This window comes from Mesorhizobium sp. M0771, assembly GCF_040320155.1.
In the GTDB taxonomy this organism is placed as follows: Bacteria; Pseudomonadota; Alphaproteobacteria; order Rhizobiales; family Rhizobiaceae; genus Mesorhizobium.
Genome location: NZ_JAMYPC010000006.1, coordinates 323,368 through 336,843, shown reverse-complemented (window position 1 = coordinate 336,843; position 13,476 = coordinate 323,368). Strand labels below are relative to the sequence as shown.

13 protein-coding genes and 1 pseudogene are annotated in these 13,476 nt (G+C 60.6%); 11 read left to right on the top strand and 3 right to left on the bottom strand.

Features of this window, described 5'->3' with window-relative positions; all coding sequences use genetic code 11:
* Positions 1–390: 390 nt before the first annotated feature.
* Positions 391–639, top strand: a complete 249-nt coding sequence (locus tag NKI05_RS12750) for a hypothetical protein (protein WP_023672647.1) — start codon at positions 391–393, stop codon at positions 637–639.
* Positions 640–1,011: 372 nt separating this feature from the next.
* Positions 1,012–1,401, top strand: a complete 390-nt coding sequence (locus NKI05_RS12745; protein WP_023702883.1) for a hypothetical protein — start codon at positions 1,012–1,014, stop codon at positions 1,399–1,401.
* Between the two features lie 338 nt (positions 1,402–1,739).
* Here the strand turns inward: NKI05_RS12745 and NKI05_RS12740 are convergent, their stop codons facing one another.
* Positions 1,740–1,913 (bottom strand): hypothetical protein, encoded by a 174-nt coding sequence (locus NKI05_RS12740; protein WP_023672650.1) that lies wholly within the window; start codon positions 1,911–1,913, stop codon positions 1,740–1,742.
* 1,496 nt (positions 1,914–3,409) lie between these two features.
* On the opposite strand from NKI05_RS12740, the pseudogene NKI05_RS12735 reads away from it, so the two are divergent.
* The 6 genes and pseudogenes from NKI05_RS12735 (at position 3,410) to NKI05_RS12710 (ending at position 7,414) form a co-directional block, all read left to right on the top strand.
* A pseudogene (locus NKI05_RS12735) lies at positions 3,410–3,763 on the top strand (hypothetical protein).
* A gap of 241 nt (positions 3,764–4,004) precedes the next feature.
* Positions 4,005–4,481, top strand: coding sequence for an Hsp20 family protein (locus tag NKI05_RS12730; RefSeq protein WP_023743380.1), 477 nt, complete (start codon positions 4,005–4,007; stop codon positions 4,479–4,481).
* Positions 4,482–4,555: 74 nt separating this feature from the next.
* The gene (locus NKI05_RS12725) at positions 4,556–5,065 is read left to right on the top strand and encodes an Hsp20/alpha crystallin family protein (RefSeq protein ID WP_023696160.1); all 510 of its coding nucleotides are present in this window, start codon (positions 4,556–4,558) and stop codon (positions 5,063–5,065) included.
* A 70-nt stretch (positions 5,066–5,135) separates the two neighbouring features.
* Positions 5,136–5,903: an NADH dehydrogenase ubiquinone Fe-S protein 4 gene (locus tag NKI05_RS12720; RefSeq protein WP_352792409.1), complete on the top strand. Its 768-nt coding sequence runs from the start codon at positions 5,136–5,138 to the stop codon at positions 5,901–5,903.
* Positions 5,904–6,108: 205 nt separating this feature from the next.
* Positions 6,109–6,606, top strand: coding sequence for a 2,4'-dihydroxyacetophenone dioxygenase family protein (locus NKI05_RS12715; RefSeq protein ID WP_023752250.1), 498 nt, complete (start codon positions 6,109–6,111; stop codon positions 6,604–6,606).
* Between the two features lie 70 nt (positions 6,607–6,676).
* The gene (locus NKI05_RS12710; protein WP_031249332.1) at positions 6,677–7,414 is read left to right on the top strand and encodes an SDR family oxidoreductase; all 738 of its coding nucleotides are present in this window, start codon (positions 6,677–6,679) and stop codon (positions 7,412–7,414) included.
* Positions 7,415–8,031: 617 nt separating this feature from the next.
* Here the strand turns inward: NKI05_RS12710 and NKI05_RS12705 are convergent.
* Both NKI05_RS12705 and NKI05_RS12700 read right to left on the bottom strand, forming a co-directional pair.
* On the bottom strand, positions 8,032–8,442 hold the full coding sequence (locus NKI05_RS12705) for a hypothetical protein (RefSeq protein WP_023736597.1): 411 nt from the start codon (positions 8,440–8,442) through the stop codon (positions 8,032–8,034).
* A 292-nt stretch (positions 8,443–8,734) separates the two neighbouring features.
* Positions 8,735–9,829, bottom strand: a complete 1,095-nt coding sequence (locus NKI05_RS12700; protein ID WP_352792408.1) for a mandelate racemase/muconate lactonizing enzyme family protein — start codon at positions 9,827–9,829, stop codon at positions 8,735–8,737.
* A gap of 187 nt (positions 9,830–10,016) precedes the next feature.
* Between NKI05_RS12700 and NKI05_RS12695 the strand changes: the two genes are divergently transcribed.
* The 3 genes from NKI05_RS12695 to NKI05_RS12685 all read left to right on the top strand — a co-directional run bounded on the left by NKI05_RS12695 (position 10,017) and on the right by NKI05_RS12685 (position 13,466).
* Positions 10,017–10,766, top strand: a complete 750-nt coding sequence (locus tag NKI05_RS12695) for an FCD domain-containing protein (protein WP_023682469.1) — start codon at positions 10,017–10,019, stop codon at positions 10,764–10,766.
* Positions 10,763–12,382, top strand: coding sequence for a GMC family oxidoreductase (locus NKI05_RS12690; RefSeq protein ID WP_352792407.1), 1,620 nt, complete (start codon positions 10,763–10,765; stop codon positions 12,380–12,382). Before NKI05_RS12695 ends, NKI05_RS12690 begins: the two co-directional genes overlap by 4 nt.
* Positions 12,383–12,485: 103 nt before the next feature.
* Positions 12,486–13,466, top strand: coding sequence for an ABC transporter substrate-binding protein (locus NKI05_RS12685; protein ID WP_023672664.1), 981 nt, complete (start codon positions 12,486–12,488; stop codon positions 13,464–13,466).
* Positions 13,467–13,476 lie beyond the last annotated feature (10 nt).

Genomic DNA, 13,476 nt, shown 5'->3' with positions numbered 1-13,476 from the left:
TGGTGGCGTTCCTTCGCGGGAATCAGGTGACGTGAACAATCACCAGCCTGCCATGACCGCCCCCTCTCAGCGAATTTGCAGAACTCTCAGCACACTACCTTTGATTCGGACGAAAAGTATGCGCCATCAAAGCCTGGGATCAAACAACTAGAGAGGGTATCTGCCCAAGTTCCGCAAGGCTCCAGGGGAGCTTCGCGCGTCATTTTGCCGAGACCAGATGGGCTGAGGAATAGGGTCTTCGGTGGCCGCTTGCGGACGGGGGCAATGAGGATCATGCTGACGCTGGTCCTATCGCTTCCCTCGAGTAGGCCAGCGAGCCCTATTGTGAGGCAGTCCGGCATGTAGGATTGTAGTCCTCGTTGCGGCGACCCCCTCAAGCGGAGATCGCCAATGGCCAGAACCAAACCTTCCGAACAGCTTTCCCGGGCTGAAATCGAGCGCTTCATCGCGGCAGCCGAAGCGCTGCACAAGAGCATCGTCGGGCCGCTCCTGGCGTATCACAGCGAGCACTACCAAGCTCTACGTGAGGTCCATCGACCGCTGTTGAAGTCGATTGAGACCATTACCGGCAAGAGGGCGCCATTCATCCAGCCGAACATGACAGGACCGGCACAGCCGCGGGAGAAGCCTCCGGGCTAGTTCTCCTCGCGGAAGTCCTGCAGTGAGGCGTGGCGGAGGTCCTCCTCGCGCGCAGGTGCTTCACAGCTCAAACTCATACGGGCACTCGGGAAGGGACCGAGTTTAAATCGGGTTATGGTTGCAGCGCGGATTAGACCATCAGGCTTAATTGCTGCGCTGTCATTCTGCGGGTAGGATCGGGGTGTGGTTAATGCCACTCTCCAGTGTGGTCGGCACCGTCACGTCACCCAACTGTAACGTTGCCCCCGACAGCGCCGACCACGCTCAATGTTGGCTGATTAGGCCGGGGCCTCCCCTGTACGAAACCGTACCTTTGAACCTCCTTCGCTAAAAAGAGAGTAAATAACTCCCTTCGCCGGAAGGGAGGCCGCGATGGATCTAATAAAGCACTTAGAAACCGCACGTGCGGTGATGGAAACCAGCTTTCAGTTGCAGAGCCGGTCGATGACCGGAACAGCTGCGTTCCGCAGCCACATGGACCACACCCGGCAAGCCATCCAAGAGTCGCGCGAACTGCTCAAGCGCCTTCGCCAACGCTACCGCGAAGATATGGCCCAGGTGCTCGAAGACGAGGACGATCTCGCGCCGATGCGCATATCGGGGTTCGATGCCGACGTTCTCCGCTCCGCATTTCAAAACCTAGTCAGGGATGCAGACGTGCCCGAGTGTCAGTGGCGCGTTGTTGCTGAATGCTTGGTACGCGAATTTGTCGGGTGTGAGCAGATCGAAGCCGGCTTGCTGGATTGGATCACGAAGAAGTAGCGCCCGTTTTTGTTGCGAGAAACCCGCCGCACATATTCGCGATTTGGATCTAGAATCTGGTCATGGAAGCGATCTTCGATCTATCGCCAGCGCCCTCAGAGAGCCTAGCCAGGACGTGTGGCGCCCTGCTCGCGCCTTCGCCATCGATGCGGCAGGTAAGCTGTTCCTCGGCCTCGGTATCGGCCTAGGCGTGGCAATTTGCAAATCCGGCTCCCCTGTCTTGGCAAACGCGACGTGAGCCGCCTGCAAGGCAAGGCAGCACTCGTCACGGTCGCGCTTGATCAATTCCGGCAGGATAACGGTCCTTCCGGCCAGCCGCCCAGCAGCAACCAGCCGTTTTACTCAGCGCTAGCACCCTTTGGCTCCGGCGTGATCTCCTCGACCTGCACGTTTTCGCCGATCTCTCTCGCCCAGGCCAAGGCTTTAGCCTTGTCGTTGGTCGTAAGCACCGTGCGCCAGTTCGGCGCTTCAAACACGCTCACAACGTAGGTTGTCACCGACTCGTTGACCATGCTCCACCTTTGCCTACTTCATAAGGTGTGGTGCCCTCATATTAGCATGAGCGTATATAACTTGGTAGTCAGCCTACGCAGGCCTGGCCGGCTGGGAAATAGGCAGATTCGGCCGTGGCGCCCGTCAGTCCGCCAAGGGCTGCGCCGTATATTAGCTACATCTCGACTAAAAAGCTGTCCGCTCCAGAATCCTGTCATGGCTCGGGGAATAGGCATCGGCGACGAGGTGGCGATAACGGCCACAGTGCGCAGGCGGGTCGACGAGGACCACGTCAGCGTCAGCATACCCAGCTACAACTTCCCCCTTCGATCCTCGATCGCACGACGAAGGTGAAGCGAGGGCAGCAGATCGAACTCGTCGGCAACGTCACCTATGTCGACGAGGAAGGCGGCAAGGTGACAATTATACTGGACCGCCGGTCACGGTCGACATCGACAAGGTCAGGCTGGTGCAGGCCTATGTGCCGCCGAAGCGCAAGAAGCCTCTGCGCGATATGGCCCACTAGGTGCCCTTAGCTTGGCCTTGGAATGGCGAATCGCCGGCTGATCCTTACTGGAACGAGATGCCCACGGCCTTGATGATAGAGCCGGACAGGGTGACTGTGAAATCTCTGGTCGCATCGTTCTCTGTTGTGGGTATCGACCATGCGTCGGTCGCAACAGGCCGATCGTTGGTCAAAGCAATCTCGTCATGAATTGGGCTGTCGCCCCCGCTCCATGAGCCGACTGCGCCACTGCCGGTGATCGACCCCGACAAGAAGAAGGCCGCCCCGGAAGTTTTGACTTCAACGTCGGCCAGGGTTTGTGGTCTGCCTCCACTGATGCTTATTCGCATTGGAGCGGATAGTATCGTCGGCAAAAGAGGGTCCGAAAAGGCCTTTCGGCAGCTCCCTCGTAGGAACGAAAAAAGATGAGAAGCGGAACTTGCGTGTGCAGTATTTGCACACGAACCCTCATAAACATCTGATTTTGTTAATCTATCTTCCCCATCCATCATCGGTGCAATGGCCAGTCTATGCTCTTGATTTTTCAGCATCTGTTTAACATCAGAACCTTAGAACCTGCCGCACACGCTGCGTCAGCGAGACCTCCCTGCAACGCGACGTTGCGCGGCGCCGGGGCACCGACACCAAGTCGATCGCAGTGAGACGCCGACAAAGCCCTGTTAGCGCGCCTGAAGCCTTCGGCGAACTCATCGACCTCCATATCGACGACATGTGCGATGTAGGCAAGTCCCCTCGCCGCTCCAAGGCCGCAGCCCTCGCTATGCTCCGAACATCTGGGGAAGTGCAGCATCGCCACCCTCGATCGAACGGCTCGTTCGCTTCGGTCGTGATCGAGCCGCCCAGGGTGCCGGACGATGAGTCTCGGTATCGACATCACCTAGGGAAAGTCGTTGAGCGTCGTTCCTGGATGATCTGCCTGGTCGTGATCGCGACAGCCGCTGGCGAGAGCCGCCAAACACGCATGAGATTGTCTGAAGCGGAGGACCATCCATGGAAGGACCCATTTCGACCTATTTTGCATCAATTGAACCCGTGGCCCCCGACGTTTTTCTGGACCGCTTGCTGCATCCGGCGCGGCATTTCAAACATCCCCACGACGTTTTGGCCGACGTTGCCCTGGACGCTCAGGAGAAGCGCGCCATTCTTTAGTCATGGGCATCGGATGCCTGCGCCGTAGAATCCGTGCCAGCGCTTCGCATGCTGCCGGGAGCGGGTGAACCGGTCAGCTTCGACACGATCATGGATGCGTTGCAACAGTTGGATCAATCGGATGAGCGTGCCGGTCCTGACTGCAGTGACAGCGCGGCAGTGGCCGCGTTCGTACCATTCGTCGATCGGATTTAAGGGCGACGTAGTTGTCTTGCACCATGGACCCGTCGGCGAGTGACCCCGCCGGCGGGATGGGTGTGGCATCGGTGCGTTCCCCCAGATTGCCGATGAAAATTTTCCTATTCTTGCTCTTGAAGGTGCAAGTCGCGATTCTAAATTGATGGTCGCCGGCAGCCTAATGGGGCCGGCAACACCAGGAGGCGGCAAGGCTCTTGGCGCCTTCTGTTGTCCATGTTGCTCAAAGGAGAATGTGGCTATGAAGACAAACCTCGATTTTACCCCTCTATACCGGTCCAGCATCGGCTTCGACCGCATGGTCGACATGCTTGAAAGTGCGAGCCGTGTGGCCTCGTTCGACAACTGGCCGCCCTACGATATCGCCAAGGTTGATGATGATCAGTATCGCATCACGATGGCGGTCGCCGGTTTCTCGCAGGACCAGCTGACCGTCACCCACCAGCCCAACATGCTGGTTGTGAGCGGGTCGCAATCCGGCGATGAGAACGGCCGGTATCTGTACCGCGGCATCAACGGGCGCGCTTTCGAGCGTCGGTTCGAACTGGCCGATCATGTCAAAGTCGAGGGCGCCAGCCTTGAGAACGGGCTGCTGAGCATCGATCTCAAGCGCGAGGTTCCCGAGGAGATGAAACCGCGCAAGATCGAAATCTCCAGCGGGGCTCCCATGCCGAAGATCGAGGCGCCCAAGGTCGAGACCGACAAGCTGGCCGCCTGAGCAATCCACCATGAAGGCTTTCGCTTGAGCCGGGCGTCCCGCCCGACTCAGAGACCTACAAAAGGAGAAAGACAATGAGCGTACGTGACTTGATCCCATGGGGCCGGGGCAACGGAAACTCGGCGCCCAGTCTCTTCCCCGACGGAGATCGAGACCCCTTCGTCTCCCTCCACCGGGAGGTAAACCGGCTGTTCGATGACGCCTTCCGCAGCTTTGGCGCCAGACTGCCGGCCTTCGGTCCCTCTTTCGCCGCCAGTTGGCCGAGTGTCGAAATCTCCGACACGGACAAGGAAGTCCGCGTCACGGCGGAAATACCTGGCCTGGACGAGAGCGACATAGAAGTCCTGCTGGAAAATGGGGCGCTCAAGCTTAAAGGCGAGAAGCGTTCCGAGACCGAGGACAAGGACCGGCAGTTCTCCGAGCGCTTCTACGGTCGCTTCGAGCGCCTCATTCCGCTCGGTTACGAGGTTGAAGAAGACAAGGTCAACGCCGCCTTCAAGAACGGGGTGCTGACCGTGACGTTGCCCAAGACCGAGCGGGCACAGGCGAAGGCCAAGCGGATCGCAATCAACGGGAAGAACTGACGCATGCAGTATGGGTGGCGGCCCTTACGGCCGCTGCCCGTGCGACCCTTCATAACGGGAGGGACAAGCAATGGAGACAGTTCAAAGCAGCGACAACAGAAACCTAACCAAGACGTCCGTCCGGCCGGACAATGACAAGCGGCCTCGTCTAGACGGGCCGGCTTTGTCAATGGGACGGTCAGTGTTTCCGGAGGGCGCAACGGCGCGGATCTACCAGCCCTGCCGCTCGGCCATGACCTCGGCAAAGCCCCACAGGGACTGGCGATTGGTCTTCGAACGCCGCACAGCCCCGTTCATCGAGCCGCTGATGGGCTACACGGGCGGCGGGGACACCCTGACCCAGGTTGAACTGAACTTTCCGACGCTGGAAGCGGCGATCCGTTATGCCGAGCGTCACGGCCTCAATTACGTGGTGCAGGCGGCACCTCCTGCTTCCCCGGCCAAGATCAGGAGACAGCATGTATCGGAGGAGAAACAGGCCTTTTCCGACCTGGTTTGGCAGCGGCTGCAGTTGGCTTGGCTCCAGGCAAGTCACGGCTATGGCGCCGGTGCACAGGCAGCGCACATACAGACGGCGCTTTCGGAGCCCGAGACATTCTACGCCTCTCCGATGGAGGTCGTGGACGACCCGGTGCTCGCACCCGACGAGAAACGCGCCGTGCTCAAGAACTGGGCCTGGAACGAGTATCTGATCGACCTGGCCACCGCCGAAGGCATGCCGGAAAATGCACGCCCGTCGCGATTGGACGAGGTCGAACTCGCCTTGCTGGCCTTGGAAGTCCGAAACCGGGGCTTCCAGACCAGGACCAGCCCGGTGCACTCCCGGATAGCCGCATGATTGAGGCAAGAATGAACCCAAGGATCGTCTTCGACGCCCAACGGTCCGTCCCGAACCCCTTCCCAGCTTGCGGCCGCGGCAGCGGGCGGGCGCGCGCCGACAACTTTCCCAATGCGTGGGCGCCCGATTGCGCCTCGGCAGAACTCGGCCCAGTTGTTAGGATCGCGCTGATATGGACTCCAATGAATTGGCGACAGAGGTTCCGATGTATCAATCCTTCAACGGCTCCGCCCATCCCCTGGCACCGAAAGAGATCGCGATCGCTGCCGTCCCCGAAGACGAGCGTGTCTGGGTCCCACAGGCTAAGGGCGTGTGGTTCCGACCACTTATGCTCAACACAATGCAAGGGCAGTGGTGCAATCTGCTCCGCGTACGCCGGGCCGGGATATTAAGCCGTCATCTGCATCCGGCCCCCGTGCATGGCTATGTGATCAAGGGGCGTTGGCACTACCTTGAACACGACTGGGTGGCAGAGACCGGATCTTACGTTTTCGAGCCGCCCGGTGAAATCCACACGCTCACGGTCCCAAGCGACGTGCCCGAGATGATCACCTTCTTCAACATCTCCGGCTGCATGGTTTACCTGGACAAGGATAACAAGCAGATTGGTTTCGAGGACGTTTTCACCAAGATCGACATGTGCAGAAGCCACTATGCGAGCGTGGGTCTCGGGGACGATTTCGTCGATCAATTCGTGCGGTAGACATCCGCCCGTTTGTCTTCCGCTGCGGTAAGTTCGCGCTCCGCCACAGAGGCGAAACGAGGAGATCTTGGTGACCGATTCCATATGGGCCATTCCCTTCTTCGCGGGCAAGACCGTCGTCATTACCGGAGGCACGACAGGCATCGGAAACGGCATCGCCATGGCGTTCGCCGAGGCCGGGGCAATCGTCCACGCGACGGGGGCCACGGCCGCCGAGGTAGCGGCCGCTCGTGCATACGGCACCGCCGTCTCGTATTCAGTACTCGACGTCCGGGACATGACTGCGGTCGAAGGATATTCCAGTCAGTTCACATCCGTTGCAGCGCTCGTAAATTGCGCAGGGGTAAACCTGCGCGCCGCCGAATTCACTGTCCAGGGTTTCGAAACGGTGGTCGATATCAATCTCACCGGCTCCATGCGGAGTGCGAGCGCGTTCCGAGGGGCACTCTCGAACGGGGGCGCCATCGTCAACATCGCCTCGATGTTCGCGTTTTTCGGCGCGGCTCATGCCCCGGCTTACGCCGCATCCAAGGGCGCCATCGTGCAACTTACCAAGTCGCTCGCCATCGCCTATGCCGGGGATGGCATCCGCGTAAACGCATTGGCGCCTGGCTGGATCGAGACCGCCATGACCGCCGCGCCACGGGCCGATCCAGTTCGCAACGCGGAATTGATGAAACGCACTCCGATGGGTCGCTGGGGTACGCCGGGCGACCTGACCGGCCCCGCCTTGTTCTTGTGTTCTCCGCTCGCGGGGTTCATCACTGGGGCAATTCTGCCGGTTGACGGTGGCTATCTCATTGCGTGAGGCGTTGGCTATGCTGCGCGACCGATCTCCAAGCCTGTGTCGTCGAGATCAAGATCGAACGCGACCAATCGACCATGCCTGACCGCAATTGCCGCCACCAACTCCGCAAGCTCGCCATCCGTATGCTCGCAAAAAGCTGCCTGTTTCCTGACAATCGTGACCGCATCCCGGGTCGATACGACAGAGAACGGCCTCCGGGATCTCACGAATGATTCCGCAACCTCGGCGACGGATGAAGCTCGGTCAAAATTATCTTGCATACTTGCACCTCTGTACGACGCTAGCCCAAGCTCGGCCCGCGCAAATTGTTCCCATTGGCCTAATGCAGCCAGTTAGCATCCGGCTTGGGCTCTTTGTGTGCGAAGGCCGGGAGCAACGCGACATGGCCGTCGCCGTCTGCCTTAGACAGTCGGCTGGACGCATTCGTCTCCGAATACGAACACGGGGCCGGACGCCTAAAAACGAGGAGGATCAGATGTGTCCAAGCCGCTCGCCAAAGTTTCCGATCCTCGGATCACCGCAGTTCCCGCGCAACAAGTCGCCGGGAGGACTGTTTGCTCGCGTTAATTGCGGTCGACCGACTCTGGCTCATTCGCCGCCTCGCCAGTTGGCTCCGGTCAGCCGGCCTCGTCCGTCTCCGTCATCGCTGGCCGGCGGACGATCCAATCCACCAAACCGGCTTCGGTCTGCTCGCAGGCCACGAATTCGCGCACCAGACTTCGCGCCAGCTCGCGCCATTGACACTCGGGCACGTTCATCTCCGCGATCAGATCTCGGCATGCAGCGCGTATGATGTCGGCATCGAAGGCTGACACGGCGACAGGACCACGGTCTGCATTCTTTGCTCGAGCAGTGTCGTCGCCCTGACGTTCGCGAAAGCGCCTCAGCACCTCGCGCGATGCGGCGATCGCTTGTCGGGTTTGACTCATAGCCTCGTAAAATCCAACTTCGCGGACCAGTGAGCGGTGCCGCGATAGAATGAAGTCCTCCATAACCGCATGCGCAGTGTCCGTACGCGTTGCAACCATCGCCGCCTCCCTGCAGGCGCACCCAATGCTTGCAGCTTCTGCCGGTGTTCGGGCGGCCGCCTGCATTTGTCGTGTCGCTGCTATGATCGCGTGAGTTAAAGCCGGTGAAGCGTCGCTGCAATTACAAATGTAAGTGTGGCATCCGATAAGCGGTATGCCCGCTGGCTGCGGCGGCGGCGAATTCGTTCTTCAGACGGTCGAAGTCTTCCTGTCGAAGGGCTCTCCGCGTTGCCGGAACGAGGAATCAGGATCCGGACAAAATGCATGCGGCCGTGCCGCCGTTCAGGGGGCGCTATTGGCGAAAATCCGCCAATTTGCGCCAGTCGAAGACAACGCCCACTCCAGGCTCGTCGGGTGCTATCGCCAAACCATCCTGAAGCCTAAGCGGCTCGGTGGTGTAAAGGTCAATATCGAAACTATGCGCCTCCACCCAGCCGGCATTTGTCTGACCTGCAACGAGACTGACATGAAGTTCCTGCATCCCGTGACTGCAGACCGGAATGCCAGCCTTGCGTGAGAGCGCCGCCACGCGCAGCCAGCCTGTGACCCCGCCGCAGTTGGAGGCGTCGGGTTGGATGTAGCTGAGATTCGACCAAGCGAAGGCATGCTCGAACTCCTCGATGACATGCAGGTTTTCTCCCATTGCCAGGGGCATTCCGGTCGCCTTGGCAATGCTGGCGTAACTCTCATAGTCGTCGGGTATGATGGGCTCCTCGAACCACAGCAGATCGTAGGCGGCGAATGCTCTCGCTGCCTCGATCGCTCGCGGGACGTCGAGCGCGTAGTTAGCGTCAACCATAAAGGTGACATGAGGTCCTATGCGCTCGCGAACTGCCTTCACCCGGGCCACATCCTCGGCCAGGTCGTCCTTGCCGACCTTGATCTTCACCCCGGTGAAGCCGCCATTGAGATAGGAATCGATGCTGGCCAAAAGCTGATCGAGGGTAAAGTTTAGGTCGATGCCGCCGCGATAGGCCTTGGCGCTCTTCCCGGCCCCGCCCGCCATCTGCCAAAGCGGCAGGCCGCTACGCCGGCCCTTGAGGTCCCACAACGCGATGTCGATCGCCGAAATCGCGAAAGAAGCGATGCCGCCGCGCCCGACATAGTGGATGTGCCAGAGCATGCCGTCGTAAATCGTGTCGATCTGCGTCGTGTCGCGAGCCTTGAGGAACGGCGCGAGGTCGTGATCGATCATTGCCTTGATTGCATAGCCGCCCCTGCCGCCGGTGTAGGTGTAGCCTGTGCCCTCGGTGCCGTCGGCAAGCCTCAGCGTGACGGTGACCAGCTCGAAATGCGTGTGCGCGCCGTGCTTGGCATCGGTCATCACCTCACGCAGTGGGACCCGAAACAGCCGGGTCTCGACTTCCTTGATTTCGGTGCGGCTCATGCTGCGCTCCATTCAGGTTTTTTCATCAGACCATAATTGCACCGGCAGCGCTGACTGGCAACAATGTGGCTGATCTTTCAGCGGTTCTGAAGCCAATCCGTCATTTTTGGTCCTACAAAAGCATCAATCCGCTTGTGCTTTGGTCCGATTTACCTTCTAATAACAGGACCATCTGGGAGGAAAAGGCTTGCTGGATACGGAAGAGCGTCCTGAGATGCCCGCGGCTATTCTCGCCGCCCGCGCGGCCGACGCGATGGTGGCCGGCATAGAGGCCGACATCACGTCCGGAAGGCTTGGCGACGGCAGCTACCTGCCGGCCGAGCGCGAACTGATGATCGAGTATGGTGTGGGCCGGGGCGTTGTGCGTGAGGCGATTGCGCGCCTGGCCAGCCGCGGCCTGGTGGAAGCGCGTCCGCGGTTCCGGCCCGTGGCGCGCCGGCCTGGCCTGGATGCCGCGCTCGGCGCCCTCGACGGCATTGTAGGACATCTGCTGAGCGACCAGGCGGGCGTGAAGAACCTCTACGACATGCGCGTCTTCCTCGAGGCGTCGCTGGCGCGCAACGCCGCCATCCATGCCCGCAAGGATGACGTCACAGCCCTGAGGGCGGCGCTGGCGATGAACGAGGCGGCCATCCCGGATTCCGAGAAATTCTATGCGACGGACGTGGCGTTCCACGCAGCGCTCTATGACATCGCGCGCAACCCGGTGCTGCCTGTCGTGCACAAGGCATTTACCGCCTGGCTGTCGCCGCATTGGATGCGCATGCCGCGGTCGCCCGAGCGCAACCGCGTGAATTTCCTCAGCCATCGTGAAATCTGCACGGCCATCATTGAGCGAGATCCTGACGGCGCCGAGCGGGCGCTGCTCAACCACCTCTCGGCGGCCTGGGAGTATGTCCGCGGTACATTCGAAAGCCGTGAGGCGCCGGAAGCATGACGCAGTCCTACGACCATATCGTGGTGGGCGGCGGAGCAGCCGGCTGCGTCGCGACGGCAAGGCTTGTCAAAGCGGGACGGCGAACCCTGCTGCTGGAGGCCGGCCATTCCCATCATCACCCCTTGCTCGACATGCCGCCCGGCATCTTCAAGATGATCAACGGCTCGAAATTCATGCGCTATCACCGCACCGAGCCGCAGGCCCATCTCGACGGCCGCGTCCATGAAATCTCGCAAGGCAACGTGCTGGGCGGCGGCACCTCGGTCAACGCCCAGGTCTACATGCGAGGCCGCTCGGCCGACTATGAGGAGTGGGACGAACTGCTGCGCGGCAACAATGCCGGCGTGCGCTGGAACTGGCAGGCGGTGCTGCCGCATTTCACCGGCATGGAGGGAAACAACCGCCTCGGCGGCGAACTGCATGGCAGCGAAGGTCCGCTGCTGGTCTCGGATCCAGGCCACATCGATGATGTTTCCCGTTGGTTCGTCCAGGCCGTCCAAGGCCTTGGATTGCCGTACAACCATGACTTCAACGGACCGTCGCAGCGCGGGGTCGGCTTCTACCAGTTCATGAACCGGCGGGGAAAGCGCAGCAGCGCCGCCTATGCCTTCATCGAGCCGCTGACGAATGATCCCAAGCTGACGCTGAAACTCAATTGCACAGTCAGCCGGCTGCTGATCGAAAACGGTCGGGTCACCGGCGTCGTCTATTCGGATGCGTCGGGCGCCGAGCATACCGTCCATGCGGATGCCGACGTGATCGTCTCGTCCGGTGCCCTCGTCTCGCCGAAACTGCTCATGCTGTCCGGCATCGGCCCCGCCGAGGCGCTTGCCGGGCACGGCATTTCCTGCGTCGCCGACCTGCCCGGGGTCGGCGAAAACCTGATCGACCATCCAGAGGTGCCGATCATCGCCACCGCAAACGGCCCATACGGCTATTTCAGGCAGGGCCAAGGTTGGAGGATGATCAGGAACGGCCTGCATTTCAAGCTCTTCGGCACCGGCACGATCCTGTCAGCGGGGGTGGAGGCCGGAGCCTTCGTCAATCCGGCCGATCCCGAGGGCGAACCGACGATCCAGGCCTTCTGCGTGCCGCACGTCTATCTGGACCGCGATATCCTGACCTTGGTCGAGAACACCTATGGGCTTACCGTGACGACAGTGGTGGTGAAGCCAAAGTCGCGCGGCTTCGTAAGGCTGCGTTCGGCGGATCCGAAGGACATGCCGATCGTTTCGCCGAACCTCCTTAAACATCCCGACGACATGAGGGAAATGATCTCCGGCCAGCGTTATTTCCTGCAGGTTTTTCAGACCAAGCCGCTCGCCGATCGGGTCAAGGCCATTGCCGTGCCAAGCCAGGATGATCTCAGCGACGAAGCCATGACAAAGCATTGCAAGCGCTTTGTGAAGACCAACTACCATCCGGCCGGGACATGCCGGATGGGCTCGGACAGCGACCGGATGGCGGTGCTGGACGCGGCGCTGCGCGTGCGCGGAATAGACAATCTGCGGGTTGCCGACATGTCGGCCTGCCCCAACATCAATGCCGGCAATACGGCGGCGCCCGCCATGATGCTGGGCGACCGCTGCGCCGACTTTATTTTGGAGGCGGCATAGCGCCTGACCCAGCTTGCCGACGGCGTCATCGCCGAAGCCGTCTGGGCCGATATCGTGAGGAAATTACACAGTCGCTGAAAGCGACAATAAAGGAGGAAAGAGCATGATCATTACCCGTCGAAAACTACTGGTTGGCTCCGCCGCCGGCGCGGTCGCGCTGACACTCGGCTCACGCGCCTTCGCGGCGCTCCCGCCGCTCGCCAAGAAGGACAAGTACAAGGTCGGTTTCGCCCAGACGGAAAGCAACAATCCGTGGCGTCTTGCCGAGACCAAGAGCATGCAGGACGAAGCCGCCAAGCTTGGCCATCAGCTGGTCTACACGGATGCCGCCGGTTCGTCGGCCAAGCAGGCCTCCGACGTGAACTCGATGATCGCGCAGGGCGTCGACGCAATCTTCCTGCCGCCCCGCGAAGACAAGCCCCTGGTGCCGGTCATTCTTGCCGCGCGCGATGCCGGCATACCGGTGTTTCTGGTCGACCGCGACGTTGATCACACCATGGCCAAGCCGGGCGAGGATTATGTCTGCTTCATCGGTTCGGATTTCATCGAGGAGGCGACCCGCGTCGGCGAATGGCTGGTCAAGAACGCCAATGGCAAGTCGAAGATCATCGAGCTGGAAGGCACGACCGGAGCCTCGGCCGCTACCGACCGCAAGAAAGGCTTCGACGATTTCATCGCCAAGCACTCGCAGTTCACCATCCTGGCGTCGCAGTCCGGCGACTTCGCCCGCGACAAGGGCCGGCAGGTCGCCGAGACGCTGCTTCAGGCGCACCCTGATGCGGATATCATCTACGCGCATAATGATGAGATGGCGCTGGGCGCCATCGCCGCTTTGGAAGCAGCCGGCAAGACCCCGGGCAAGGATGTGCTGATCTTGTCGATCGACGGCGAGAAGGAAGGCGTCCAGGCGATCATTGACGGCAAGATCGGCGCTATCTGCGCTTGCAGCCCGCTGTTCGGGCCGAAGGCCTTCGCTACGATGGCCGACTATGCGGCCGGCAAGAAGATCCCGCCGTTCATCAAGAACGAGGATGCCTTCTTCGACGCCACGAACGCGAAGAAAGACTTCGATATTGCGTTCTGATATCCACTTT

Coding starts and splice junctions, on each gene's coding strand:
- NKI05_RS12700 (WP_352792408.1), bottom strand. CDS start 9,829: ATGAGCCGCACCGAAATCAAGGAAGTCGAGACCCGGCTGTTTCGGGTC.
- NKI05_RS12740 (WP_023672650.1), bottom strand. CDS start 1,913: ATGGTCAACGAGTCGGTGACAACCTACGTTGTGAGCGTGTTTGAAGCG.
- NKI05_RS12685 (WP_023672664.1), top strand. CDS start 12,486: ATGATCATTACCCGTCGAAAACTACTGGTTGGCTCCGCCGCCGGCGCG.
- NKI05_RS12690 (WP_352792407.1), top strand. CDS start 10,763: ATGACGCAGTCCTACGACCATATCGTGGTGGGCGGCGGAGCAGCCGGC.
- NKI05_RS12745 (WP_023702883.1), top strand. CDS start 1,012: ATGGATCTAATAAAGCACTTAGAAACCGCACGTGCGGTGATGGAAACC.
- NKI05_RS12705 (WP_023736597.1), bottom strand. CDS start 8,442: ATGGTTGCAACGCGTACGGACACTGCGCATGCGGTTATGGAGGACTTC.
- NKI05_RS12720 (WP_352792409.1), top strand. CDS start 5,136: ATGGAGACAGTTCAAAGCAGCGACAACAGAAACCTAACCAAGACGTCC.
- NKI05_RS12725 (WP_023696160.1), top strand. CDS start 4,556: ATGAGCGTACGTGACTTGATCCCATGGGGCCGGGGCAACGGAAACTCG.
- NKI05_RS12750 (WP_023672647.1), top strand. CDS start 391: ATGGCCAGAACCAAACCTTCCGAACAGCTTTCCCGGGCTGAAATCGAG.
- NKI05_RS12715 (WP_023752250.1), top strand. CDS start 6,109: ATGTATCAATCCTTCAACGGCTCCGCCCATCCCCTGGCACCGAAAGAG.
- NKI05_RS12730 (WP_023743380.1), top strand. CDS start 4,005: ATGAAGACAAACCTCGATTTTACCCCTCTATACCGGTCCAGCATCGGC.